Raw genomic sequence first — 22,965 nt, 5'->3', positions numbered from 1 at the left:
ATCCTAGGGCCCACTAGTGTGGCGGGATGCACGTGGTTGAACTGGAAGGCGTAGGTGTCCGGGTTGTCGGCAAATCGCTGCTGGACGGCATCGATTGGCAGGTGGACTACGGCGACCATTGGGCGATCCTCGGGCCCAACGGCGCGGGCAAGACGACGCTGTTGTCGCTGGCCGGCGCCGTGCGGCATCCCAGCGAGGGAACGGTCAAGGTGCTCGGCCACCGGCTCGGCCAGGTCGATCTGCGGGAGCTGCGCCGCCACATCGGCCTGGTCGCGGCGAGCCAGCGGCTGATCGACGAGGAGCTGATGGAGGAGGAGGGCGCCACCGCTCTCGCCGTCGTGCTCACCGGTCACACGGGGACGAGTGTTCCCCTCTGGGACAAGTACGGCGACACTGAGCGGGACCGCGCCCACCGGCTGCTGTCCGACTTGGGCTGCAAGGACCTGGCGGAGCGGAAGTTCCGGGTCTGCTCCCAGGGGGAGCGGGCCAGGATCAGGGTGGCGAGGGCGCTCATGGCCGATCCGGCGGTGCTGCTGCTCGACGAGCCGTTCGCGGGGCTCGACCTGCCGGCGCGCGAAGACCTCATCACCGCCGTCGAGGACCTCGCCACGACCAGGCCCGTGCTCACCACCGTGACGGTGACGCACCACCTGGAGGAGGTGCCCGCCACGACCACGCACGCCATGCTCATGCGCGACTCCCGCGTCCTGGCCGCCGGGCCGGTGGCTGACGTGCTCACCTCGGACCTCCTCAGCGACTGCTTCGGCCGCGCGCTGCACGTGGACCGCCTCGACGGCCGCTGGTACGCCAGAGCCGCCCGCACCTGACCGTCCCGGTCGCCCCCGCACCTGACCGCCAAGGCCGCTCGCACCTGAATTCCATGGTCCCGCAGGCGCCGTCCACGGCCGGGGGTCACAGCTCCAGCAGGCGGCCGGCGACCACCAGCGCCACGTACTCGGACTCGGCGGCCAGCCGCTCGTTGAGCCGCCCGAGCGCGTCCCTGAACGCCCGCCCGCTGGCCGTCGCGGGCACCACGCCCATCCCCACCTCGTCCGACACCGCCACGATCGGCCGCGGCGTCTGACGCCACGCCGCCACGAGGTCGTCGCAGCGGGCGGCGACCGGCGCGCGATCGCCCTCCCAGGCGCCGTGCTCGTCGAACACCGCCGCCATCCAGGTGCCCAGCCCGTCGATCAGCAGCGGCGTGGTGGAGTTCCTGATGGTCGCGGCCAGGTCGGTGGTCTCGGCGGTGGCCCAGTGCGCGGGCCGCCGCTCCCGATGTGCCCGCACCCGCGCCGCCCACTCGCCGTCACCCGCGCCGTCCGGCCCCGTGGCCACGTAGGTCACGTACGGCTCCGCCGCCAGCCGCGACTCCGCCTCGGCCGACTTCCCCGACCTGGACCCGCCCAGCAACAGAGCCCGCCACGGCGGCTCGGCCTCGCGGGGGATCGGGACCGGCCGTTCCGCCCCGATCTCCAGTTCCGTGCCGTCGGGGACGGTGATCGCTCCCCACAGCCCCAGCCGTCTGGACAGCTCCGCCTCCGACCTGATCCGGTGATCCAGCCCGACGGCCACCACCACGGTCGCGTCGTCCGCCAGCCCCGCCCGCCGTAGCTCTCCCAGGCGCTCAGGGCGTTCGAGGAGGTCGATCAGCACCAGGTCGTACCTGGAAGTGCCACCGGAGGGCATGGAGCGCTCCTGGGGCAGGTAGAGGAGCCGGGTGCCGTCCGGGCAGGACAGCCCCAGGCCGTCGGAGCAGGACCGGTACCCGGCGGGGAGGCCGCGGAAGGGAAATCGGACCAGACCGTCCACGACGAGGCCGAAGGGGCGGCGATGGCCGGGCGGCAGGGCGGCGCACGAAGCGCATCGGCAGCCGGGCTCCAGCCGGCCCGCGCCGCCTCCCGTACCGGTGAGAAGGACTTTCACCGCGCCGAGCGTACAACCGGCCGCCCCGAGGGCGGCGCCGCCGCAACACGACATGCGCGCGGCATCGATTGGCCTCCAAGCTCGGGAGTAGGGTTCCATTGCCTGCGGAGGGTGCGCCGGCGAACCCGCGGAAAAGGAGCGTATGGCATGACATGGCGGTGGCGTTATGAAAATGCAAATGGTGGTGAGGTGACAGATCGCCCTTTGCCGCGAGAGGTTTTTCCAAGCCAGGCCGACGCGGAGTCCTGGCTCGGCGAAAACTGGCGTGACCTGCTGGAATCCGGTGTCGAGCAGGTGGCGCTGCTCGACGAGGACCGCGTTGAATACGTGGGATTGTCATTGCGTCCGGAGTGAGCCCCGGGTGAAAGAAAACCCCTTGAGCGCCGTCGCGACTCAAGGGGTTTTTGTCATGGCGGGTGTTATGGGCGGCTACGCGGACTGACGGTCTTGGACGGGTCGCGCTCCACGACGTCACCCAGAATCTCGTCGATCCGCTGCAGGACACCGTCCTCCAGCTTCACCCCCGCGGCCTTCACGTTGTCGCGCACCTGCTCGGGCCGGCTGGCCCCGATGATGGCGCTGGAGACATTCGGGTTCTGCAGGACCCAGGCGATGGCGAGCTGGGCCATGCTGACACCGAGGTCGGCGGCGACGGGCTTGAGCTCCTGCACGCGGGCGAGCACGTCGTCCTTCATGAACCGCGAGATCATGGCGCTGCCGCTCTTGTCGGTCGCCCGCGAGCCCTCCGGCGGCTGCTGCCCCGGCACGTACTTGCCGGTGAGCACCCCCTGGCCGATCGGGGACCAGACGATCTGGCCCACGCCTTCCTTCTCGCTCAGCGGCACGACCTCGGACTCGATGACGCGCCACAACATGGAGTACTGGGGCTGGTTCGAGACGAGCCGGTCGAAGCCCATCTCATCGGCGATCTTCAGGGCCTGGGCGATCTGGTCGGCGGTCCACTCGCTGACGCCGATGTAGAGGACCTTGCCCTGGCGCACGAGGTCGTCGAACGTCTTGAGGGTCTCCTCCAGCGGAGTCTCCACGTCGAAGCGGTGCGCCTGGTACAGGTCCACGTAGTCGGTCTGCAGGCGGCGCAGCGAGCCGTTGATCGACTCGGTGATGTGCTTGCGCGACAGGCCGCGGTCGTTGCGCCCGGGACCCGTCGGCCAGTAGACCTTCGTGAAGATCTCCAGCGACTCCCTGCGCACGCCGTTCAGCGCTCTGCCGAGCACCTCCTCGGCCTTCGTGCCCGCGTAGACGTCGGCGGTGTCGAACGTGGTGATGCCCTCGTCGAGTGCCGCTTTCACGCACTTCTTGGCGGCGTCCTCCTCGACCTGGGAGCCGTGGGTGAGCCAGTTGCCGTAGCTGATCTCACTGACCATGAGACCGCTGCGACCGAGGTGTCGGAATTCCATGCAACCGACTTTAATCCCGGCGCATGGGGTGATTCGTTTCGGGATAGGGTGCGCGACGTGCTGAAGCTCGTACGGCTGGCGCTGACGGCGGCCATCCTGGCCGCGATCGCGGTCCGGCTGCGTCGTCGCGCCCGCATGCCCGCCAAGCAGCCCGAGCCCCCGGCGCCGAGCCCACGCCGGGCCCGGTCGCTGAGGATGGTCATGGTGTGGGCCGCCATCGCGGCGATCGTGGCGCTCACCCTGGTGGCCGCGCTGCTGCCCGCCGACGAGGGGGCCGCCCAGAGGGCCTTCGAGGTGCGGCAGGAGGCCCTGTCGGCAGTGCGGAGGGTCACGGTGACGCCGTCCCCGGCGCCCGTCCAGACGCCTGTCCCCACGCCCGCCGAGATCCCCGACCCCAATTGCTCGCCCGCGCCGCGCCCGGTGGCCGTGCGGCCGATCGACCCGAAGGTGAAGCGGGCCGTGGACCGGCAGTGGGTGCGGATCGAGCGATGGCTGAAGGCGAACGCGCCGCGTACGTACCGGACGCTCGGAGCACCCGGCAGGGCCCGCACGATCGCGATCGCCGAGTCCCAGATGGGCGTGGACTTCCCCGACGACCTGCGCGCCTCCCTGCTGCGCCACAACGGCGCGCGCGGAGCACGGGCGTTCGGGTTCGGCGCCTGGTTCGGCGCCGCCTCCAACCTGTCCGTCCGCGAGATCAGGGACACCTGGCGCTGGTACTGCTCCTGGGACGACACCGACCTGGGCCCCGATCCCTCGATCGAGCACTGGAACGGCCGGATGATCCCGTTCCTCTACTTCGCGGGCCGGGACGGCGAGGGCAGTGAGTACGCCGTGGTCGACTCCGTGGACGGCGCGGTCGGATGGGACGACACGATCGGGGGCATGGCGCCCCGCGTGTCGTCCTACTACGCGCTGATGCGGGCCGTCGCCGACGCCCTGGAGCGGGGCGAGGAGTTCGACGGCTGGCGGCCCGCGGTCACGCGAGGCGTGCTGCGCTGGGAAAAGGCGGACGAAGGCGAGTTGTAGCCCGTCACTTCTTGGGCGGCACCGGCTTGCCGCCCGGCAGCACCGTGGGCGGCGGGAAGCGCAGCTTGCGGATCTGCAACGCCCGCATCGCCGCGTAGAAGCCCACGCCCTTCGGGCTCTCCTTGGGCAACTTCTCGGTGACCAGCTTCTTCATCTTCCAGGCCACGAAGACCGAGGTGAACAGCACGCCGATCATCATGATCGGCCAGCCGATCGTGACGACGTAGCCGAGCACCTGAGCCCGGATCGCCATCGGCCAGGGAACCCACGTGGCCAGCAGGATCACCAGCGAGAACGGCAGGAAGTATTGGCTCGGCAGCCGCCGCGAGTCGACCCAGTCACGCGCGAACTTGCGCGCGGGGCCCTTGTCGCGGACCGGCAGATAGCGCTCGTCACCTGCCAGCATGCCCTGCCGGGCCCGGTCGCGCTCCGAGGCCTGCTTGGACCGCATCTGCCGATAGGCCTCTTTGCGGTCCTTCGGAGCGGAGACGTACTGGCGCCGGTTGCTCTCTTGAGTCCGGCGCTTGGGTGTGGGACGACCTTTGCCCTGGGGCTTAGGATCGTCAACGGGGACGGGGGTGTCGTCCAGGGAGGTTTGGGAACGGCGTCGCAACACAACGTCAACCCTACCTGGAGCGCAACTTAGTGACGCCCCCGTGCGTTATGCGTAGGGTAATCCCAAGGCGGCTGCGCTGCATTGGGATTAACACCAGCACGACCTAGAAGGGGACGGCCGACGCGCATGAGCGTGATGAAGAGACTTTCCATGATCTTCAAGTCCAAGGCCAACAAGGCCCTGGACAAGATGGAGGATCCGCGCGAGACCCTTGACTACTCCTACCAGCGGCAGCTCGAGCTGCTGCAGAAGGTGCGCAGGGGGGTGGCCGACGTCGCCACCTCGCGCAAGAGGGTGGAGCTGCAGATAACCGGCTTGGAGAAGCAGGCCACGCGCTATGAGGAGCAGGGCCGCAAGGCGCTGTCCGTGGGACGTGAGGACCTGGCCCGTGAGGCCCTGCAGCGCAGGTCCGGCCTGCAGACGCAGATGGCCGATCTGAAGGTCCAGCACGACAATCTGCAGGCCGAGGAGGAGAAGCTGACCACGGCTTCCCAGCGGCTGCAGGCCAAGGTCGACTCCTTCCGCACGAAGAAGGAGACGATCAAGGCGACCTACACCGCGGCCGAGGCGCAGACGCGCATCAACGAGGCGTTCTCCGGCATCTCCGAGGAGATGGGCGACGTCGGCCTGGCGATCCAGCGCGCCGAGGACAAGACGGCGCAGATGCAGGCCCGTGCGGGCGCCATCGACGAACTGCTGGCCAGCGGCGCGCTCGACGACTACAGCGGCACCCGCGGCGACGACATCCAGAACGAGCTCGACCGCATGGGCGGCGGCATGGACGTCGAGCTGGAGCTGGCCAGGATGAAGGCCGAGCTGGGCCAGGGCCCGGCGCCGAAGTCGGCGATCGAGCCGGGTCAGGGCCAGCCCCAGCCTCAGTCACAGCCTCAGCAGCAGGGCGGTACGCAGCAGCTCCGCCAGCCTGGGGAGGGCGCATGATTGTCAGGATCATGGGCGAGGGTCAGGTGGAGATCTCCGCCGACGACATCTCGGTCCTCAACGAGCTGGACACCGAGCTGGAAGCGGCCATCGACGCGGGCGACGAGAAGTCCTTCCGCGTCAAGCTGCACGCGTTGCTCGACAAAGTGCGCCACGTGGGCAAGGCGCTTCCCGACGACAGCCTTGAGCCGTCAGAGCTGATCCTTCCCCCCGCGGACGCCTCGATCGAGGAAGTCCGGGAGATGCTGGGCGACCAGGGCCTGATCCCGGGCTGAGCCCCGTGCGTACGCGGTTCGCGTCCGATCGCGGCCTGACCAGCCGCATGGTCGTGACGATGTTCCTGCTCGGGCTGCTCTACGTGGTGTTCGTCGGCGTCCTGATATCCCTGGGCGTGCGGGCACTGAGCGTGCTGGTGCTGGCGGGAGGCCTGCTGCTGGTGCAGTATTTCCTGTCCGACCGCATCGCGCTGTTCGCGATGCATGGGCGGGAGGTCTCACCTCAGGAGGCCCCGGAGCTGCACGGCCTGATCGATCGGCTGTGCGCGCTGGCCGACATGCCCAAGCCAAGGGTGGCGATCGCGGATTCCGACGTCCCCAACGCGTTCGCCACCGGCCGAAACCAGAAGCGGGCCGTCGTCTGCGTGACGACCGGCATCCTGCGCCGTCTGGAGCCGCAGGAGCTCGAGGGCGTGATCGCCCACGAGTTGTCGCACGTCGCGCACCGCGACGTGGCCGTCATGACGATCGCCTCGTTCCTCGGGATCGTGGCGGGGCTGATGACGAGGTTCGCGCTCTACTCGGGGCTGGCCGGCCGCCGCAACGGCGGCCAGGGCGGGGTGCCCGTCGGCGCGATCGTCCTGCTGGTGTCCGTCCTGGTGTACGCCGTCAGTTTCCTGCTCACCCGCGCCCTGTCGCGCTACCGCGAACTGGCCGCCGACCGGGCGGGCGCCCTGCTCACGCAGCGCCCCTCGGCCCTGGCCAGCGCGCTGACCAAGGTGAGCGGCGAGATGGCCAGGATCCCGACCAGGGACCTGCGCGAGGCGGAGCCGTTCAACGCCTTCTACTTCGCCCCGGCACTGGCCAAGGGTCAGACGCTGGCGAACCTGTTCGCCACGCACCCGCCGCTGGAGCGCCGGCTGGAGCAGCTGGCGGACATCTCGCGGCAACTGGGAAGGGGCTGAGAGAGGCACATGGGCTGGCTCGACGCGCTGCTCGGCCGGTCGAAGCCGGTCAAGCCCAACCTCGACGCGCTGTTCGCGCTGCCCTCGGCGGCCGTGACACTGCAGGCCGCGACCGGGCTCGTCCCCACCGGTCTCGGCTCTGTGGCGTTCAGGGCCGCGGAGGGCGGCGCGTTCGCCACGCTCGAACGCGACGTCAAGGCGCTGCTGGGGGAGCGCGTCGAGGAGTCGGACGACGGCTACGGCTACACCTGGCTCCTCGTACGCCGTGAGCCAGACGCCCTCAGCGACCTCGTCACCGAGTTGCACGCGGTCAACTCCTCGCTGGAGGAGGCCGGGTTCGGGCCGTCGCTGCTGTGCTCGCTGGTGTCGTTCGCCGCCCCGGACGGCAGGCGCCTGGCCATCGTGTACCTGTACAAACGCGGCACCTTCTACCCGTTCGCCCCGCTGCCAGGGCAGAAGCGCGATAATTCGCTCGAACTGCAGGCCAGAGGCGCTCTGGAAGGCGAGCTGCCGCTGGAGAAGGACCTCAGCCGCTGGTTTCCCGTCTGGGGCGCTCCCGGCGTCTGATCGCGCTCTGTGACTGGGCCGCTTATGTGCGGCGATCGCCCATGGTGATCTAATTGTTACGTGGAGCGAAGGTTGTTCGTGCTCGCCGCTTGCGCGTTCATCGTGGCGGCGGTGCTCGGCAGCGCCTGGATAACCGGGCAGTTCACCACGCCCGCCGTGGACAGGACCGACGGCTACGTCAGCGAGCTGGCCGCCCGCGACCAGCCGTGGACGCGGCTGTTCCGGATCAGCGACGGGCTGTCGGGGCTGGCGTGCGCGCTCGGGGTGGCGCTCGTGCCGAGGGTGGCGCGCGAGTGGGCCGGCTGGCTGGCGCTGGCCGTGTACGGGCTGCTCACGTTCGTGGCCGGGCTGTTCCCGCTCGACTGCGCCACGCTCAGCGACCCGCTCTGCGGGCGGCAGGGCACCTCCTTCGGCCACCTGGTCCACCTGCTGGCCGGGGTGCTGGGCACGGGCGCCGTGCTGGCCGCCATGGCGCTGCTCAGCACGCGCTGGCGGTCCTGGGTGTCGTGGCTGTTCACCTGGCTGACCCTGGCGGCCACGCTGCTCACCGTGGCCGCGCTGGCCGACCGGCACGGGGTGGGGCTCGCGCATCGCGCCCAGCTCACGATGATCGCCATCTGGCTCGTGTACGTGGCCCTCCGCCTGCTCATCGCCGACGACGACGCCTCCGGGGAGCCGCGATTCGCCCCAGGACGGCTGGGCGGCGCGCCGGTCCTTCCCGGGACGGGGTACGGCCTCGGGCTGCTGGGCGGCGTGGGGATCCTCCCAGAGGGCCGCGCGGGGATCTTTCCCGAGGGTGGCCTAGGCCGCACGGACGCCCCTCCCGAGATCGGGGTCCTGCCCGAGACTGGGTACGGTCGCGCGGAGGCCCCTCCCGAGACTGGGCACGGTCCCGGAGGGGCCATTGCCGAGAGCGGATTCGGCCGCGCGGAGATTCCTCCTGAGGCCGGGTGCGGCCGTGCGGGGGCCTTTCACGAGGCCGGGTGTGGAAGCCCGCACGTGGTCGTCCAGGGCTCCGGCCCCGTAGTGCTGATCACGGCTGGGCCCGGCGGTGCCTGGTTCCACTGGGATGCGGTCGCCGGCCGGCTCGCGGGAAGCCGCCGCGTCATCCGCTTCGACCGCCCCGGTCTCGGTCTCAGCCCGCACTCGCCCGACCCGCCCACCCTGTACGGAGAGGTCGCCCGCCTGGCCGCGCTGTCACCCGCCCACCCGGAACAGGTCACCCTCGTCGCCCACGGCGTGGCCTGCTGGCACGCGGAGGCGTTCGCCCTGACGCACCCGCTGTGCCTGGCCAGGCTCGTCCTGGTGGACCCCGTCTGCGCCGGACACCGCCGCCCGCTGCAGATCGCCAGGGCCGCGGGAACCTGGCTGCCCGCGCTGGGCGGCACGTGGGGCGCGACCGTGCTGGCCCGCCTGGCGGGGCCGGCCGCGCACCGGCTGCTCACCGGCCTGCCGGACCTGTCGGGCGTGTACACCATGGGCAAGGTGCCCGCGGCGGCGGCGGGGGAGTGGCTGGCCCGCCGTGACATGGCCGCCGACCTGCACCGGCTCAGGGCCGAGAAGCCGTTCCCCGACGTGCCGGTCACCGTGATCAGCGCGGACGATCGGGACGGGTGCCCCGAGCGGCTAGCGGACGACCTCGGCGCCGAGCACGTACGCCTGCCGGGAACCGGCCGCCGCCTGCCCCTCCGCGACCCCCAGGCGATCGCCGACGCGATCTCGGTCGGCCCCCCTTGCCCGAACACCTGACGGAATTGCGCCACACCCAGCAGAATGGCGGGAAAGACGCCATATGTGGGGGTGCCAATGCCGGATCTCGCGGCCCTGCGGCCAGGGGATCCCGCGACGGTGGGTGGTTACGGCCTGTCCGGACGGCTGGGCGAAGGCGGACAGGGCATCGTCTACCTCGCCACGGCCCGGGACGGGACGAAGGTGGCGCTCAAACTCCTGCGCTCCGACCTCGCCGGTGACGCCGAGGCGTCGGAGCGGTTCGTCCGCGAGGTGGCGATGGCGCGCAGGGTGGCGCCGTTCTGCACGGCCCAGGTGGTCGAGACCGGGCTGTACGGCGGGCGCCCGTACATCGTCAGCGAGTACATCGACGGCCCCACCCTCACCGACGTCGTACGCGAACAGGGCCCGCGCTCCGGCACCTCCCTGCACCGGCTGGCCATCGGCACCGTCACCGCGCTGGTGGCCATCCACCAGGCCGGCATCGTGCACCGCGACTTCAAGCCGTCGAACGTGGTGCTGGCCTCCGACGGCCCCCGCGTGATCGACTTCGGCATCGCCAAGGCACTCGACCGCACCTCGACCCTCACCGGCGCCGTGATCGGGACACCGTCGTTCATGGCACCCGAGCAGCTCACCGAGTCCGTGCCCGGGCCGAAGGCGGACCTGTTCGCGTGGGCGTGCACGCTGCTGTTCGCCGCGTCGGGCCGGCCGCCGTTCGGGCAGGACAGCGTGCCCGCGGTGGTCAACCGGATCCTGCACGCCGAGGCCGACGTCAGCACGGTGGCGGACCCGGCGTTGCGCGCGCTGGTCGTGGACTGCCTGGCCAAGGATCCTGCGCGGCGGCCGTCGGCGGACGAGGCCCTCATGCGCCTCCTCGGCCACACCCCGGCCCCGCACCCTCCCGGCCGCACCCCCACGGGCCAGTCCCCGGCCCTCCTCCAGGAGGGCAGCGCAGCGGCCGCCTCAGGGCCCGCACGGCACACATCCGGGCCGGTCCCGCCCGCGTCAGGACCCCTTCCGCCCGCGTCGGGGGCCGTTCCGCCCGCGTCAGGCCCCCAACCGCGCACGTCAGGAGCCGGTCAGCACGCGTCGGGTCAGGTTCCGCATACTTCGGGGCCCGTTGCGCCGGCGTCAGGGGCCGGGCAGCGTGGGCCTGCGTCCGTGCCGCGCACGCGGACATTCGGGCCACCCGCGCAGGGTTCCGGGCCACCCGCGCAGGGTTCCGGGCCGCCCGCGCAGGGTTCCGGGCCGCACGGGGCAGGTTCTGGGCCGTACACGTCGGGGTCCGGGCAACCTGCCCAGGGGCCTGTGCCGCACACGCTGTGGTCCGCGCCGCACGATCCCGGTTCCGAGTCCCACGGGCCGGGTCCCGGGTCGTACGGGGTGGGTTCCGGGCCGCACGGGGTGGGTTCCGGGTCGTACGGGACGGGGTCCGTACAGCATGGGCCGGGGTCTGTACCGCAGACGTACCCGCAAGGTCCGCCCCGACCCGGGCAGCCGGCCACGCGGAGGAGGACCGGCTGGATCGTCACGGCCGCCGTGGCGGGCGCGCTCACGCTCGCGGCGGCCAGCGCGTTCGTCGCCGTCCGCCTGACCTCCGCCCCAGGCCCCACCACCTCGCCCAGCCCCTCCGCGGCGGCACAGACCACCACGCCCGCCCCCAGCACCACGGCCGCCCCCAGCACGACGCCCGCCCCCAGCACGCCGACCACGACGGCGCCGCCCGCCACCCGCTCGATCACCCTGCCGGGCACGTCGGTGCGGGTCGAGGAGCACGACGCCGACCCCATCAAGCTCGCCTCCTACACCCTGGACAGCGGCAAACGCCTCTACGTCAAGAAACACGCCACCGGCGCGTTCGCCCTCGACACCCGCTACTTCGAGTACGCCCTGAGCCCCGGCGGCGACCAGGCCCTCGGCACCGACGTGGACTACACCACCGACCTGTTCGCCACCGTGTCCATCATCGACCACGCCACCGACGAAAAGCGTGTCGTCAAGCTCAGCCCCAAGCCGATCTACCCCACCACGCCCCGCTGGTCCCCCGACGGCAGGTACGGCCTGGTCACCCTCTACAAGGGCACGGCGGGCGACACCGCCGAGTACGGCTTCGGCATCATCGACGTGGCCGCGGGCAAGGGCCGGGCGTTCGAGATCAAGGACAAGGGCGCGGGGCGGTGGCGGTTCTTCTGGGACGCCGGCGGTGAGGCGGTGGGCACCTGGGTCGGCTCCGAGATGAGGTTCTACGACCTGGACGGCAAGCTCCTGCGGACCCTGTCCGACGTCGGGTCGCCGGTATGGGTGGAGGGCGACGACGTCTCGCCGTCCGGCACCCGCTTCCTGGCCCACTGCACGGCGGCGGGCACCACACTGTGCGCCCGCCCCACCTCCGGCGACGACACCGGGAGCGTCACCGTCCCGTTCACCGCCAACCGGCTCATCGGGTGGTGGGACGACGAGCACCTGGCGGTGTGGCGGACCAAGGGAAGCGGGTACGAGGCCGTCGTCGTCGACCTGTCCGGGGAGGTGAGCCGGGTGCTGGCGACGGCTCCCCAGAAGGCCCAGTTCGACAAGATGGCCTTCCGCTTCGGCCGGGTCCCCTCGTAGCGGCCCGAGGCGTCCTAAGATCGGGGCGAAACCCACTTCGAGGGGGTCTTACCCGTGGACATCACCGTGGTCGGCGAGGGCGTCGTCATGGCCGAGCCCGACATCCTGCGGCTGCACGCGGGCGTCGAGGTCCGCCGGGCCTCCGCCGCGGAGTCGTTCGCCGCCGCGCGGGCCGCCGCGGCCCGGCTCGCCGAGGCGCTCGACCGGGCGGGGATCGCGGCGCAGGACGTGACGACGGTGGAGCTCTCCCTGGGGCCGGAGTACGAGGCCTACCCGAAGGTGGCCGCATACCGGGCGGTGCAGGGGGTCGAGGTGGTCGTCCGCGACGTGAACAGAGCAGACCACATCATCGACACCGTGGCGGGAGTGGGGGAGGAGGCCAGGCTCAACGGCGTCTCCTTCGACCTGTCCGACCCGGCCGAGGCGCTCGGCGTGGCCCGGGTCGGGGCCTTCAGGGACGCCGCCGCCAAGGCCGCCCAGTACGCCGAGCTGGCCGGCCGGCCACTGGGACGGGTCGTGTCGGTGACCGAGGACCTCCGGATGGGCCCGCCCGTGCCGATGCAGAGGACCATGATGGCCGCCGACGAGGGCAACGCCTCCTTCAGGCCCGGCCGCCAAGCCCTCAAGGTCAGCGTCACCCTCGGCTACGACTTCGCCTGACGCGTCCCTCACTCCGGCGAGAGATCCCGTGGCGGGCCTCCCGCGGCGGCCGCTCGCGATGGAGCGGCACGCGCGGGAGCCGCGCGTTCGTCACCGGTCAGGAGAGGGCGAGCATGCGGTCCAGGGCGACCTTGGCCCAGTGGGTGGTGTCGTCGTCGACCGCGATCTGGTTGACGACCTCGCCCAGCACCAGCGACTCCAACGCCCAGACGAGGTGCGGCAGGTCGATCCGGTTCATGGTCGAGCAGTAGCACACCGTCCGGTCGAGGAAGGAGATGTTCTTGTCGGGGAAGGTCTGGGCCAGCCGCTTGACCAGGTTCAGCTCCGTGCCGATGGCCCAGCTGGAGCCCGAGGGGGCCGCCTCCAGGACCTTGATGATGTGCTCTGTCGAGCCCACGTGGTCGGCCTTGAGCACGACCTCGTGACGGCACTCCGGGTGCACGAGCACGTTCACGCCGGGGATGCGCGAGCGTACGTCGTCCACGGACTCCGCCGTGAAACGGCCGTGCACCGAGCAGTGACCCCGCCACAGGATCATCCGGGCGCGCTCCAGCTGCTCCTGGGTGAGGCCGCCGTTCGGGCGGTGCGGGTTCCACACCACGCAGTCCTCCAGCGACATGCCCATCTCCAGCACCGCCGTGTTGCGCCCCAGGTGCTGGTCGGGCAGGAACAGCACCTTCCGCCCCTTCTCGAACGCCCAGTCCAGGGCGCGCCGGGCGTTGGAGGAGGTGCAGACGGCGCCGCCGTTCCTGCCGCAGAAGGCCTTGATGTCGGCGCTGGAGTTCATGTACGTGACCGGGATCACCTGATCGGCGAGCCCCGCGTCCTCCAGAGCGTCCCAGCACTCCTCGACCTGGTCGAACGTGGCCATGTCCGCCATGGAGCACCCGGCCGCCAGGTCCGGAAGAATCACCTTCTGGACATCACCGGTCAGGATGTCGGCGGACTCGGCCATGAAATGCACGCCGCAGAAGACGATGAACTCCGCCTCCGGCCGCGCGGCCGCCTGCTGGGCGAGCTTGAACGAGTCGCCCGTCACGTCGGCGAACTGAATGACCTCGTCGCGCTGGTAATGGTGGCCCAGCACGAAGAGGCGGTCGCCGAGCGCCTCCTTGGCCTTGCGGGCGCGTTCCACCAGTCCGGGGTCGGAGGCGGGCGGCAGTTCGCCGGGACAGTCGACGCCCTTCTCGCTGTGCGCATCGGCATCGCGGCCGAGGACGAAGAGCGGCAGTCCAGTCTGGGTGGCCATGGCCGTACCCCCTTATCGTCGTTATGACGATACCCATCATGGCACATGCCGCAAAGTGGTCATTCCGTGGGATGTGACCTCGGGAATGTGTGGCGACGCCCTGGTGTTGGTAGCGTCATTAGTAGGACGTCGGAAACAGACAGCCGGGTTAGGGAGTCAGCAGATGACGGTTGAGAGCAGCGAGACCACGACGCAGGGCCTGATCCTGACTGACGCGGCCGCCGCGAAGGTCAAGAGCCTGCTGGAGCAGCAGGGCGAGGAGAGTCTGCAGCTGCGGGTCGCCGTGCAGCCGGGAGGTTGCTCCGGCCTGCGCTACCAGCTCTTCTTCGACGACCGTTCGATGGACGGCGACGTCGTGTCGGACTTCGGCGGTGTGAGCGTTGTCACCGACCGGATGAGTGCCCCTTACCTGTTGGGCGCCTCCATCGACTTCGTCGACACCATCGAGAAGCAGGGCTTCACCATCGACAACCCCAACGCCACGGGCTCATGCGCCTGTGGTGACTCCTTCAACTAGGACGGTTCGCCGGTGGCCGGCAGGTCCCGCTCGCCTTTGTGCGGGCGGGACCTTCGCGTATCCTCGTGGGGCCCATTGGCCTGCTGACAACGAGGAAGAAGAATCCCGTGCGCATCGCCGTAACCGGCTCCATCGCGACTGACCACCTGATGACCTTCCCTGGAAGTTTCGGCGATCAGCTCATCGCCGAGCAGCTCGATCGGGTGTCGCTCTCGTTCCTGGTCGATGATCTGCAGATACGTCGTGGCGGCTGCGCCGCGAACATCGCTTTCGGAATGGCCTGCCTCGGCCTGAAGCCGATTCTCGTGGGCGCCGTCGGCGACGACTTCGCCGACTACCGGTCGTGGCTGGAGCGGCACGGTGTCGACTGCGGATCCGTGCACATCTCGGAGACACAGCACACCGCCCGTTTCCTGTGCACCACGGACGAGAACCACAACCAGATCGCCTCGTTCTACACCGGCGCCATGGCCGAGGCGCGGCTCATCGAGCTGCAGCCCGTCGCCGCCCGGGTGGACGGTCTCGACCTGGTCCTGATCAGCCCCAACGACCCCGACGCGATGCTGCGCCACTCCGACGAGTGCCGCCGGCGCGGCATCCCGTTCGCCGCCGACATCTCCCAGCAGCTCGCCCGCATGGAGGACGAGCAGATCCGCCAGCTCGTCGACGGCGCCGCCTACCTTTTCTCCAACGACTACGAGAAGGGGCTCATCGAGCAGAAGACCGGCTGGTCCCACGAGGAGATCCTCGGCCGCGTCGGCGTGCGGATCACCACGCTCGGCCCCAAGGGCGCCGTCATCGACCGCGAGGGCGAGCCGTCCATCCAGGTCGCCCCCGCCCCCGAGACGGGCAAGGCCGACCCCACCGGCGTCGGCGACGCCTTCCGCGCCGGCTTCCTGGCCGGCGTCGCCTGGGGCCTGCCGCTGGAGCGGTGCGGGCAGATCGGCAACCTGACCGCCACGCACGTGCTGGAGCGCGTGGGCGGCCAGGAGTACGAACTCGGCCAGAAGGACTTCCTGGCGCGCTTCACCGCCGCCTACGGCGCCGAGGCGGCCGGGGAGATCGCCGGGCACGTACGCTGCTACCACCCCTGAGCGACCGCGAGCCCGGGCCGTTCTCGTGCACGGCCCGGGTCCCGGGATCTCAGCGCAGGGCGTAGACGCGGTGCACGAACTCGGCGAGCTCGTCGTCGGGCAGGTGCCTGGCCAGGTCCGCCTCGCTGATCATGCCCACGATGCGGCCGCCCTCCATCACCGGCAGGCGCTTGATCTGGTGCTCCTCCATGCGCGCGAGCGCGTCCTGCACGGTCGCGTCCGACGGCACCCAGACCACCCCGGTGGCCAGCTCGCCGGCCGTCACCTGGGCGGGGTCGTGCCCCTCCGCGACGCACTTCGTCACGATGTCGCGGTCGGTGATGATGCCGATCACGCGGTCGTCGCTCCCGCACACGGGGAGCGCTCCCACGTCGCTGTTCCGCATCATCTGCGCCGCCCGGTCCAGGGTCTCGTGCGCGCTGACGCACTCGGCCCCGGCGCTCATGACGTCGCGGGCGGTCTCGTGCGGATGTCCGCTGTTCATGGCTTCCCCCCGGATGTCGATGACTCCTTCCGAAGGCCCCCTACCCGCTGTGCGGAAGGTCAGTAGTTACGCCTGACGTGGATCGCCCAGCCGCCCTCGGGCAGCTCGTACGACCCGACGTGGCGATGCGACTTCAGCCTGCACCACGCCGGCACGTCCGTGTAGGCCGCGGGGTCGTCGGCCAGCACGGCCACCACGGCGTTCAATGGGACGTAGTTGATCTGTTCGGCGAGCATGATGATCGGGATCGGGCACTTCTTCCCGAGCGCGTCGATCGTCAAAGCCGGCTGAGTAACCTCGGTCATGCGACTCCCGTGTCCTGGCGGATGCGGCGCACCAGATCGGGCAGCACGGAGAGGAATCTGTCGACCTCGTCCGCAGAGGTGCCCCTGGGCAGCGACACCCGGACATTCCCATGCGTGAGCACGCCCATGGCTTCCAGGACGTGCGATGGACGAAGCGTACTAGCGGTGCACGAACTTCCGGACGATACGGCGAATCCCGCCTTGTCGAGCTCGGTCAGCAGCGCCTCGCCGTCCACGTACAGGCACGAAAAGGTCACGATGTGCGGCGCCCGGTCGGCGGGCTCCCCGATGACCTCCACGTCCGGCACGACCTTCGGGACCGTGTCCCTGATCGTGGCGACGAGGCCGGAGAGCCTCGTCTGCTCCCGCTCCGCCTCCTCGGCCATCGCGCGCAGGCCCGCCGCCGCCGCGACGATGGCCGGCACGTTCTCGAAGCCCGGCACCCGCCGCCGCTCCCGCTCGTCCTCCGGCAGGTAGGAGCTGAACCGCGTGCCCTTGCGCACCACCAGCACGCCCACGCCGGCCGGGCCGCCCCATTTGTGGGCGCTGGCCGTCAGCACCGACCAGCCGGGCGGGATCGGCATCCTGCCCGCCGTCTGCGCGGCGTCCACCAGCAGCGGCACGCCGTGCGCGCGGCAGGCCTCGGCCGCCTGCGCCACCGGTTGCAGCGTGCCGACCTCGTGGTTGGCCGTCTGCAGGCACGCCAGCGCCGTGTCGGGCCGCGACACCGCCTCGGCGAACCGGACGGGGTCCACGCGCCCGGTCAGGCCCACGCCCACCGTCTCGACCGTCCCGCCCTCGCGTTCGTGAACCTGGCCCGCGTGCAGCACGCTGGAGTGCTCGATCGCGCTCGTCACCAGGTGGCGCCCGGCCCTGCGCCTGCCGTGTAGGGTGCCGAGGACGCCGAGATGCACGGCCTGGGTGCCCGACGAAGTGAACGACACCTCGTCAGGGCGCGCGCCGAGCACCTCGGCCACGTTCGTGCGGGCCTGTTCGAGAAGCAGGTGCGCGCGGCGGGCCTGGCCGTACAGTCTCGCGGGGTCGGCCCAGCCGACGTCGATCGCCTCCAGCAGCGCCTCGCGTGCCTGGGGGTGGAGCGGCTCGCTGGAAGCCGCGTCGAAGTACGCCACGAGACCCATCGTCCCACTTCCGGCACCATCGAGGGGTCGCGCAAGGGGGCAAGGGCCTTGCACGCTAATGTGTCTGCAATCAGCTGTGCATTTGGAAATACGAGCGCCCAAGGGAGAGACTCTTGGGCTACATCTGTGGGGTAGGCGATCCGTGAGTCCGACTCGCCGTACGACGCGGCGTTCGTTGGCCCGGCGCAGGGTGCCACGAGCCGCCGCGTTGGCGTTGCTGCTGGCCACTGCTACGGCGTGTGCTAATGACGTCCCCGAGGCCAACTGGTCTCGCGGCCTTCTTCCTGACCACATCACCGAGCAGGGTGACGTGGTTCAGAGTCTGTGGAACGGGGCCTGGATCGCCGCACTCGCCACGGGCGTGGTCGTCATCGTCCTGATCCTCTGGGCGGCGATCTTCCACCGCAAGCGCAGGGCCAAGGCCGAGCTCCCGCCGCAGGTGCGTTACAACCTGCCGATCGAGATGCTCTACACCTTGATCCCGCTGGTCATGGTCTCGGTGTTCTTCTTCTTCACCGCCCGTGACAGCGAGGCGCTGACCAAGGTCGACGGCAATGCCACCGTCAAGGTGAAGGTCGAGGCGTTCCAGTGGAGCTGGCGCTTCACCACGACCTACAACGGCAAGACGCTGCCGCCGGTCGCGGGCACGCCGGTCAGCGACTTCCACCAGGGCCCTCAGCTGGTCCTGCCGGCGAAGTCGAAGATCGAGTTCGACCTGTCGACCGATGACGTCATTCATTCGTTCTGGGTGCCGGAGTTCCTGTTCAAGCGGGACGTCCTTCCCGGCATCGCGGAGGACAACCCGGGTCGCAAGTTCGAGATCACGACGCTCGACAGGACCGGCGTCTTCGCCGGCCGCTGCGCGGAGCTCTGCGGTGTGGACCACAGCCGGATGCTCTTCTCGGTGAAGCTCGTGCCACAGCAAGAGTTCGACCAGTACGTCGCGACCCAACAAGCTGGGAGTGCCCAGTGACCGCCATCCACGAACCACTGACGACGGCGCCGGTCCGGCCCATCACCAAGGGCCAGATCATCGCCAAGTGGATGTCCTCGACCGATCACAAGATCATCGGGCACATGTACTTGATCACGTCGTTCGCTTTCTTCCTGATCGGCGGCGTCATGGCGCTGATCATGCGGGCCGAGCTCGCGCAGCCGGGGCTGCAGTTCACCAGCAACGAGCAGTTCAACCAGCTGTTCACCATGCACGGCACGATCATGCTGCTGATGTTCGCGACGCCGCTGTTCGCCGGTTTCGCCAACGAGCTGATGCCGCTGCAGATCGGCGCCCCCGACGTGGCCTTCCCGCGCCTGAACATGGTCAGCTACTGGCTCTACCTGTTCGGCAGCCTCATCGCCGTGTCGGGCTTCTTCACCCCGGGCGGCGCGGCCTCGTTCGGCTGGTTCGCCTACACGCCGCTGTCCAACGCGATCAACTCGCCCGGCGTCGGCGGCGACCTGTGGATCATGGGTCTGGCTCTGTCGGGTCTCGGTACGATCCTCGGCGCGGTCAACTTCATCACCACGATCATCTGCATGCGCGCGCCCGGCATGACCATGTTCAGAATGCCGATCTTCACCTGGAACATCCTGCTGACCAGCATGCTCGTGCTGATGGCCTTCCCCGTGCTGGCCGCCGCGCTGCTCGCTCTTGAGGCAGACAGAAAACTGGGCACACAGATATTCGCCTCCGACAACGGCGGCGCGATGCTCTGGCAACATCTGTTCTGGTTCTTCGGCCATCCAGAGGTCTACATCATCGCCTTGCCGTTCTTCGGCATCGTGACCGAGGTGCTGCCGGTCTTCAGCCGTAAGCCGATCTTCGGTTACATCAGCCTCGTGGCCGCGACGATCTCGATCGCCGGTCTGTCCATCACGGTCTGGGCGCACCACATGTTCCCGACCGGGCAGGTGCTGCTGCCGTTCTTCTCTTTCATGACGTTCCTCATCGCGGTCCCGACCGGGGTGAAGTTCTTCAACTGGATCGGCACGATGTGGCGAGGGCACCTGAGCTTCGAGTCGCCGATGTTGTTCTCGGTCGGCTTCCTCATCACCTTCCTCCTGGGCGGTCTGACGGGCGTCATCCTGGCCTCGCCGCCGCTCGACTTCCACATCAGCGACACCTACTTCGTCGTCGCCCACTTCCACTACGTGGTCTTCGGCACCGTCGTGTTCGCGATGTTCGCGGGCTTCTACTTCTGGTGGCCCAAGTTCACCGGCAAGATGCTCGATGACAAGCTGGGCAAGCTGCACTTCTGGCTGCTGTTCATCGGCTTCCACACGACGTTCCTGGTCCAGCACTGGCTGGGCATGGCCGGGTTCCCGCGTCGTTACGCCGACTACAGCCCGGCCGACGGCTTCACCGACCTCAACCTGCTCTCGTCGGTGGGCGCGTTCGTCCTGGGCGCCTCGACGCTGCCGTTCTTCTACAACGTCTGGAAGACCTGGCGCAGCGCGCCCAAGGTCACCGTCGACGACCCGTGGGGCTACGGCGGCTCGCTCGAATGGGCGACCTCCTGCCCGCCGCCGCGGCACAACTTCTCCTCGCTGCCGCGCATCCGGTCCGAGCGTCCCGCGTTCGACCTGCACTATCCGCACGCTTCCGCCAAGTCCGCCCCGGAGGTCGAGGGCTCATGAAGGTCCAGGGTTGGCTGTTCCTGCTGTGCGGCGTGTTCTTCGCCGGGGTCGACATCGCCTACTGGTTCTGGACCAAGGCGGCGACCGGGCACGGTGAGCCGGTCGGAACCACGGCCATGGCCATCTCGGTCGGGTTCGCGTTCATGGTGGGCTACTACCTGATGTTCACCGCGCGGCGCATCGGCGCCCAGCCGGAGGACAACAAGCAGGCCGACATCAGCGACGGCGCGGGCGAGATCGGGTTCTTCAGCCCGAGCAGCTGGTGGCCGCTGTTCCTGTGCCTGGCGGCGGCCTTCGCCTTCGCCGGGTTCGTGATCGGGTTCTGGATGTTCCTGATCGGCGTGTTCCTGATCCTCATGGCGATGATCGGGTTCGTGTTCCAGTACTACCGGGGTCACTTCTCGCACTGAGCCCACACCTGGAGCGGGCGCCCTCCCTCGGGGAGGACGCCCGCTTTTTGGTGTTCTTTACCAGTGCACGGATGTGGTGATTCGATCACTCAGGGTAATAAAGGAGGCAGAAGCGGTTCGATCTTGGACGAGGGAGTACTCGTGGGGCGCGGAGCGTATGGATCTGCCGGCCTGCTGGCCTTGGCGTTGCTGACGGCGTGCTCGGTGAACAGCCCGGCCGAGCCCCCGCAGGGGGCCGCCATGGCGGGCGGGGCGCGCGGCGCCTCTGTGGGCGTCTCTCCGGCGGACAAGACGGCGAACGTGCCCACAGACCAGCCCGTGGTCGTGTCGGCCCAGGGAGGCAGGCTGAGGAGCGTACGGGTGGACGGGGGCAAGTCTGGGCCCATGAAGGGCGTCCTGAGCTCCGACGGCACCCGCTGGCGCAGCCTCGGCACCGCCAGGCCCGGCACCGCGTACACGGTCACCGCCCTGTCCGTGGACGCCGCGGGCAAGCAGAGCGAGACCACGAGCACGTACACGACGGTCAAGGGCGACAAGACGTTCGACATCGAGACCATCACCCCGAACAAGGACGACACCGGGCTGACGGTCGGGATCGGCATGCCCGTCATGATCGCCTTCGACAAGCCCGTGGCCGACCGGGTGGCCGTCGAGCGCAACCTGTCCATCCACAGCTCGAAGCCGGTGGAGGGGGCGTGGCACTGGTTCGACGAGAAGCACGTGGACTTCCGGCCGCAGAAGTACTGGCCGGCGCGCACGAAGGTGCGGGTGGACGCCAAACTGGCGGGGGTGCGCGGCGGACCGGGCATGTACGGCAAGCGGGACGTACGGCTCGACTTCAAGATCGGCCGCTCGCAGATCACCAAGGGCAGCACCAATGAGCATGTGCTCATAGTCCGGCGGGACGGCAAGAAGATCCGCGAGATGCCGATGAGCGCCGGGCAGGGCGGGCAGATGAAGTACCACACGACCTCGGGCGTGCATCTGGCCATGTCGCGTGAGCCCGTCACGGTGATGACCTCGCCGGGGATCGGGCCGGGCTCGGCCGGCTACTACCAGCTGACCGTCTACAACACCGTGCGCATCTCCAACAGCGGCGAGTACGTGCACAGCGCGCCGTGGTCGGTGGGCTCACAGGGAAACTCGAACGTCAGCCACGGCTGCGTGAACGTCAGCCCCGACAACGCGTCATGGTTCATCAAGAACACGCTGATCGGGGACCCGATCATCATCACGGGGACGCCGCGGCCGCTGGAGCCCACCAACGGGTGGGGGCACTGGCAGGAGAACTGGAAGCAGTGGCTCAAGTGGAGCTCACTGAAGGCGGGGCCGACCGTTCTCCTGCACTGAGCCCGGTTCTCCTGCACTGAGCCGGTTCTCCCGCGCTGAGCCGGTTCTCCTGCGCTGAGGCGGTCAGAAGGCGCTGCTGGCCTTCACCCAGCGGTCCAGGACGGCGGCGGCGGAGCCGGAGTCCACGGCCTGGACCGCGCGGGCATACCCGTCGATCATGGCCGAGTCGAGGTCGTCGCCCGGCCCGTTGAGCGCCACCAGGGCCGCGGCCGCGTTGAGCAGCACCGCGTCGCGCACAGGACCGGTCTTCCCGCCCACCAGGTCGTGGACGGCCTGGGCGTTGAACGCCACGTCGCCGCCCCGCAGCGCGCCCACGTCGGCCTTGGGGATGCCGAGGACCGCCGGGTCGAACGTCGTCTGCGTCGCCGCGCCGTCCTTGACCACCCAGACCGTCGAGGTCGCGGCGATGGTGAGCTCGTCGAGGCCGTCGTCGCCGCGGAAGACCAGGGCCGAGACGCCGCGCTCGGCGAAGACGCCCGCGAGCACCGGCAGCATGTTCGCGTCGTAGACGCCGATGGCCTGGGCCGCGGGGCGGGCCGGGTTGGTGAGCGGGCCGAGGAAGTTGAAGACCGTCGGAACGCCGATCTCCTTGCGCGTCGGCCCCGCGAAGCGCAGCGCGGGGTGGTAGACGGGGGCGAAGCAGAAGGCGATGCCCGCCTCGCGCGCCACCTGCGCCGTCTGCTCGGGCGTGAGGTCGAGCCGGATGCCCAGGTGCTCCAGGACGTCTGCGGCGCCGCAGGAGGAGGAGGCGGCGCGGTTGCCGTGCTTGACGACGCGGGCGCCCGCGGCGGCGGCCACGACGGCGGCCATCGTGGAGACGTTGACGGTGTGCGCGCGGTCGCCGCCCGTGCCGACGACGTCGACCACGGGCCCCTCCACGTGCAGCGGCGTGGCCAGGTCGAGCATGGTGCGGGCCAGGCCCACCACCTCGGCCACGGTCTCGCCCTTGGCGCGCAGCGCGATCACGAAGCCGGCGATCTGGGACGGCGTCGCGGCGCCGGACATGATCTCCCGCATCGCCCAGGCCGACTCGTCAGAAGTGAGGTGCTCTCCTGACAGGAGAGCCGAGAGCAGGGTGGGCCAGGTCGTCCGGGAGTCCATGGGCAC

The 22,965-nt window shown here is 69.9% G+C and carries 24 protein-coding genes; 16 read left to right on the top strand and 8 right to left on the bottom strand.

Annotated elements, in window-relative coordinates; all coding sequences use genetic code 11:
- The first annotated feature begins 26 nt into the window (after positions 1-26).
- Complete coding sequence (locus tag ACFPZ3_RS52490) at positions 27-827, top strand: ABC transporter ATP-binding protein (protein WP_379521966.1); 801 nt, start codon at positions 27-29, stop codon at positions 825-827.
- An 85-nt stretch (positions 828-912) separates the two neighbouring features.
- On the opposite strand, the gene ACFPZ3_RS52485 is transcribed toward ACFPZ3_RS52490, so the two are convergent.
- Positions 913-1,926, bottom strand: a complete 1,014-nt coding sequence (locus ACFPZ3_RS52485) for a bifunctional adenosylcobinamide kinase/adenosylcobinamide-phosphate guanylyltransferase (RefSeq protein ID WP_379521965.1) — start codon at positions 1,924-1,926, stop codon at positions 913-915.
- A gap of 147 nt (positions 1,927-2,073) precedes the next feature.
- On the opposite strand from ACFPZ3_RS52485, the gene ACFPZ3_RS52480 reads away from it, so the two are divergent.
- The gene (locus tag ACFPZ3_RS52480; RefSeq protein ID WP_379521964.1) at positions 2,074-2,280 is read left to right on the top strand and encodes a hypothetical protein; all 207 of its coding nucleotides are present in this window, start codon (positions 2,074-2,076) and stop codon (positions 2,278-2,280) included.
- A 65-nt stretch (positions 2,281-2,345) separates the two neighbouring features.
- Here the strand turns inward: ACFPZ3_RS52480 and ACFPZ3_RS52475 are convergent, their stop codons facing one another.
- On the bottom strand, positions 2,346-3,344 hold the full coding sequence (locus ACFPZ3_RS52475; protein ID WP_379521963.1) for an aldo/keto reductase family protein: 999 nt from the start codon (positions 3,342-3,344) through the stop codon (positions 2,346-2,348).
- Positions 3,345-3,401: 57 nt separating this feature from the next.
- Here ACFPZ3_RS52475 and ACFPZ3_RS52470 point away from each other — a divergent pair, with 57 nt between their 5' ends.
- Complete coding sequence (locus tag ACFPZ3_RS52470) at positions 3,402-4,373, top strand: SMI1/KNR4 family protein (protein ID WP_379521962.1); 972 nt, start codon at positions 3,402-3,404, stop codon at positions 4,371-4,373.
- Between the two features lie 4 nt (positions 4,374-4,377).
- On the opposite strand, the gene ACFPZ3_RS52465 is transcribed toward ACFPZ3_RS52470, so the two are convergent.
- Positions 4,378-4,989 (bottom strand): DUF3043 domain-containing protein, encoded by a 612-nt coding sequence (locus tag ACFPZ3_RS52465; protein ID WP_379521961.1) that lies wholly within the window; start codon positions 4,987-4,989, stop codon positions 4,378-4,380.
- A gap of 126 nt (positions 4,990-5,115) precedes the next feature.
- Between ACFPZ3_RS52465 and ACFPZ3_RS52460 the strand changes: the two genes are divergently transcribed.
- From ACFPZ3_RS52460 to ACFPZ3_RS52430, 7 genes are read left to right on the top strand one after another with little or no spacing between them, the layout of a single operon-like run.
- Entirely contained in the window at positions 5,116-5,928 is an 813-nt protein-coding gene (locus tag ACFPZ3_RS52460; protein WP_379521960.1) for a PspA/IM30 family protein, read from the top strand.
- A complete protein-coding gene (pspAA, locus tag ACFPZ3_RS52455) occupies positions 5,925-6,203 on the top strand; it encodes a PspA-associated protein PspAA (protein WP_132519798.1) in 279 nt (92 codons plus the stop codon). Before ACFPZ3_RS52460 ends, pspAA begins: the two co-directional genes overlap by 4 nt.
- A gap of 5 nt (positions 6,204-6,208) precedes the next feature.
- Positions 6,209-7,108 carry a zinc metalloprotease HtpX gene (gene htpX / locus ACFPZ3_RS52450; protein ID WP_379521959.1) on the top strand — a complete coding sequence of 300 codons (900 nt, stop codon included), beginning with the start codon at positions 6,209-6,211 and terminating at the stop codon, positions 7,106-7,108.
- A gap of 9 nt (positions 7,109-7,117) precedes the next feature.
- The gene (pspAB, locus tag ACFPZ3_RS52445; protein WP_379521958.1) at positions 7,118-7,675 is read left to right on the top strand and encodes a PspA-associated protein PspAB; all 558 of its coding nucleotides are present in this window, start codon (positions 7,118-7,120) and stop codon (positions 7,673-7,675) included.
- A gap of 60 nt (positions 7,676-7,735) precedes the next feature.
- The gene (locus ACFPZ3_RS52440; protein WP_379521957.1) at positions 7,736-9,424 is read left to right on the top strand and encodes an alpha/beta fold hydrolase; all 1,689 of its coding nucleotides are present in this window, start codon (positions 7,736-7,738) and stop codon (positions 9,422-9,424) included.
- Positions 9,425-9,481: 57 nt separating this feature from the next.
- Positions 9,482-12,013, top strand: coding sequence for a serine/threonine protein kinase (locus tag ACFPZ3_RS52435; RefSeq protein ID WP_379521956.1), 2,532 nt, complete (start codon positions 9,482-9,484; stop codon positions 12,011-12,013).
- A gap of 54 nt (positions 12,014-12,067) precedes the next feature.
- Positions 12,068-12,673, top strand: a complete 606-nt coding sequence (locus tag ACFPZ3_RS52430; RefSeq protein ID WP_379521955.1) for an SIMPL domain-containing protein — start codon at positions 12,068-12,070, stop codon at positions 12,671-12,673.
- A 97-nt stretch (positions 12,674-12,770) separates the two neighbouring features.
- Here the strand turns inward: ACFPZ3_RS52430 and nadA are convergent, their stop codons facing one another.
- The gene (gene nadA, locus ACFPZ3_RS52425) at positions 12,771-13,922 is read right to left on the bottom strand and encodes a quinolinate synthase NadA (RefSeq protein WP_379521954.1); all 1,152 of its coding nucleotides are present in this window, start codon (positions 13,920-13,922) and stop codon (positions 12,771-12,773) included.
- Positions 13,923-14,085: 163 nt separating this feature from the next.
- Between nadA and erpA the strand changes: the two genes are divergently transcribed.
- Together erpA and ACFPZ3_RS52415 are read left to right on the top strand one after the other, a co-directional pair.
- The gene (gene erpA / locus ACFPZ3_RS52420; protein WP_379521953.1) at positions 14,086-14,439 is read left to right on the top strand and encodes an iron-sulfur cluster insertion protein ErpA; all 354 of its coding nucleotides are present in this window, start codon (positions 14,086-14,088) and stop codon (positions 14,437-14,439) included.
- A gap of 107 nt (positions 14,440-14,546) precedes the next feature.
- Complete coding sequence (locus tag ACFPZ3_RS52415; protein WP_379521952.1) at positions 14,547-15,533, top strand: carbohydrate kinase family protein; 987 nt, start codon at positions 14,547-14,549, stop codon at positions 15,531-15,533.
- 49 nt (positions 15,534-15,582) lie between these two features.
- Here ACFPZ3_RS52415 and ACFPZ3_RS52410 read toward each other — a convergent pair whose 3' ends face one another.
- From ACFPZ3_RS52410 to ACFPZ3_RS52400, 3 genes are read right to left on the bottom strand one after another with little or no spacing between them, the layout of a single operon-like run.
- On the bottom strand, positions 15,583-16,017 hold the full coding sequence (locus ACFPZ3_RS52410) for a CBS domain-containing protein (RefSeq protein WP_379521951.1): 435 nt from the start codon (positions 16,015-16,017) through the stop codon (positions 15,583-15,585).
- Positions 16,018-16,076: 59 nt separating this feature from the next.
- The gene (locus ACFPZ3_RS52405) at positions 16,077-16,322 is read right to left on the bottom strand and encodes a sulfurtransferase TusA family protein (RefSeq protein ID WP_043638353.1); all 246 of its coding nucleotides are present in this window, start codon (positions 16,320-16,322) and stop codon (positions 16,077-16,079) included.
- The gene (locus ACFPZ3_RS52400; protein ID WP_379521950.1) at positions 16,319-17,461 is read right to left on the bottom strand and encodes a cysteine desulfurase family protein; all 1,143 of its coding nucleotides are present in this window, start codon (positions 17,459-17,461) and stop codon (positions 16,319-16,321) included. Before ACFPZ3_RS52400 ends, ACFPZ3_RS52405 begins: the two co-directional genes overlap by 4 nt.
- 142 nt (positions 17,462-17,603) lie before the next feature.
- On the opposite strand from ACFPZ3_RS52400, the gene ctaC reads away from it, so the two are divergent.
- The 4 genes from ctaC (at position 17,604) to ACFPZ3_RS52380 (ending at position 21,858) form a co-directional block, all read left to right on the top strand.
- Entirely contained in the window at positions 17,604-18,434 is an 831-nt protein-coding gene (gene ctaC, locus ACFPZ3_RS52395) for an aa3-type cytochrome oxidase subunit II (RefSeq protein ID WP_465263592.1), read from the top strand.
- Between the two features lie 71 nt (positions 18,435-18,505).
- Positions 18,506-20,098: an aa3-type cytochrome oxidase subunit I gene (gene ctaD / locus ACFPZ3_RS52390; RefSeq protein ID WP_379521991.1), complete on the top strand. Its 1,593-nt coding sequence runs from the start codon at positions 18,506-18,508 to the stop codon at positions 20,096-20,098.
- Positions 20,095-20,508 (top strand): cytochrome c oxidase subunit 4, encoded by a 414-nt coding sequence (locus ACFPZ3_RS52385; RefSeq protein ID WP_379521948.1) that lies wholly within the window; start codon positions 20,095-20,097, stop codon positions 20,506-20,508. Before ctaD ends, ACFPZ3_RS52385 begins: the two co-directional genes overlap by 4 nt.
- 141 nt (positions 20,509-20,649) lie before the next feature.
- Entirely contained in the window at positions 20,650-21,858 is a 1,209-nt protein-coding gene (locus ACFPZ3_RS52380; RefSeq protein WP_379521947.1) for a L,D-transpeptidase, read from the top strand.
- Between the two features lie 63 nt (positions 21,859-21,921).
- Here ACFPZ3_RS52380 and trpD read toward each other — a convergent pair whose 3' ends face one another.
- Positions 21,922-22,959 (bottom strand): anthranilate phosphoribosyltransferase, encoded by a 1,038-nt coding sequence (gene trpD / locus ACFPZ3_RS52375; RefSeq protein ID WP_379521946.1) that lies wholly within the window; start codon positions 22,957-22,959, stop codon positions 21,922-21,924.
- Between the last annotated feature and the right edge of the window lie 6 nt (positions 22,960-22,965).

This window comes from Nonomuraea insulae (genome assembly GCF_042656245.1).
This window is presented reverse-complemented; position numbering and strand designations above follow the sequence as displayed.

Coding starts and splice junctions, on each gene's coding strand:
- ACFPZ3_RS52490 (WP_379521966.1), top strand. CDS start 27: ATGCACGTGGTTGAACTGGAAGGCGTAGGTGTCCGGGTTGTCGGCAAA.
- ACFPZ3_RS52480 (WP_379521964.1), top strand. CDS start 2,074: ATGACATGGCGGTGGCGTTATGAAAATGCAAATGGTGGTGAGGTGACA.
- ACFPZ3_RS52475 (WP_379521963.1), bottom strand. CDS start 3,344: ATGGAATTCCGACACCTCGGTCGCAGCGGTCTCATGGTCAGTGAGATC.
- ACFPZ3_RS52460 (WP_379521960.1), top strand. CDS start 5,116: ATGAGCGTGATGAAGAGACTTTCCATGATCTTCAAGTCCAAGGCCAAC.
- pspAA (WP_132519798.1), top strand. CDS start 5,925: ATGATTGTCAGGATCATGGGCGAGGGTCAGGTGGAGATCTCCGCCGAC.
- pspAB (WP_379521958.1), top strand. CDS start 7,118: ATGGGCTGGCTCGACGCGCTGCTCGGCCGGTCGAAGCCGGTCAAGCCC.
- ACFPZ3_RS52435 (WP_379521956.1), top strand. CDS start 9,482: ATGCCGGATCTCGCGGCCCTGCGGCCAGGGGATCCCGCGACGGTGGGT.
- nadA (WP_379521954.1), bottom strand. CDS start 13,922: ATGGCCACCCAGACTGGACTGCCGCTCTTCGTCCTCGGCCGCGATGCC.
- erpA (WP_379521953.1), top strand. CDS start 14,086: ATGACGGTTGAGAGCAGCGAGACCACGACGCAGGGCCTGATCCTGACT.
- ACFPZ3_RS52410 (WP_379521951.1), bottom strand. CDS start 16,017: ATGAACAGCGGACATCCGCACGAGACCGCCCGCGACGTCATGAGCGCC.
- ACFPZ3_RS52405 (WP_043638353.1), bottom strand. CDS start 16,322: ATGACCGAGGTTACTCAGCCGGCTTTGACGATCGACGCGCTCGGGAAG.
- ACFPZ3_RS52400 (WP_379521950.1), bottom strand. CDS start 17,461: ATGGGTCTCGTGGCGTACTTCGACGCGGCTTCCAGCGAGCCGCTCCAC.
- ctaD (WP_379521991.1), top strand. CDS start 18,506: ATGTCCTCGACCGATCACAAGATCATCGGGCACATGTACTTGATCACG.
- ACFPZ3_RS52385 (WP_379521948.1), top strand. CDS start 20,095: ATGAAGGTCCAGGGTTGGCTGTTCCTGCTGTGCGGCGTGTTCTTCGCC.
- trpD (WP_379521946.1), bottom strand. CDS start 22,959: ATGGACTCCCGGACGACCTGGCCCACCCTGCTCTCGGCTCTCCTGTCA.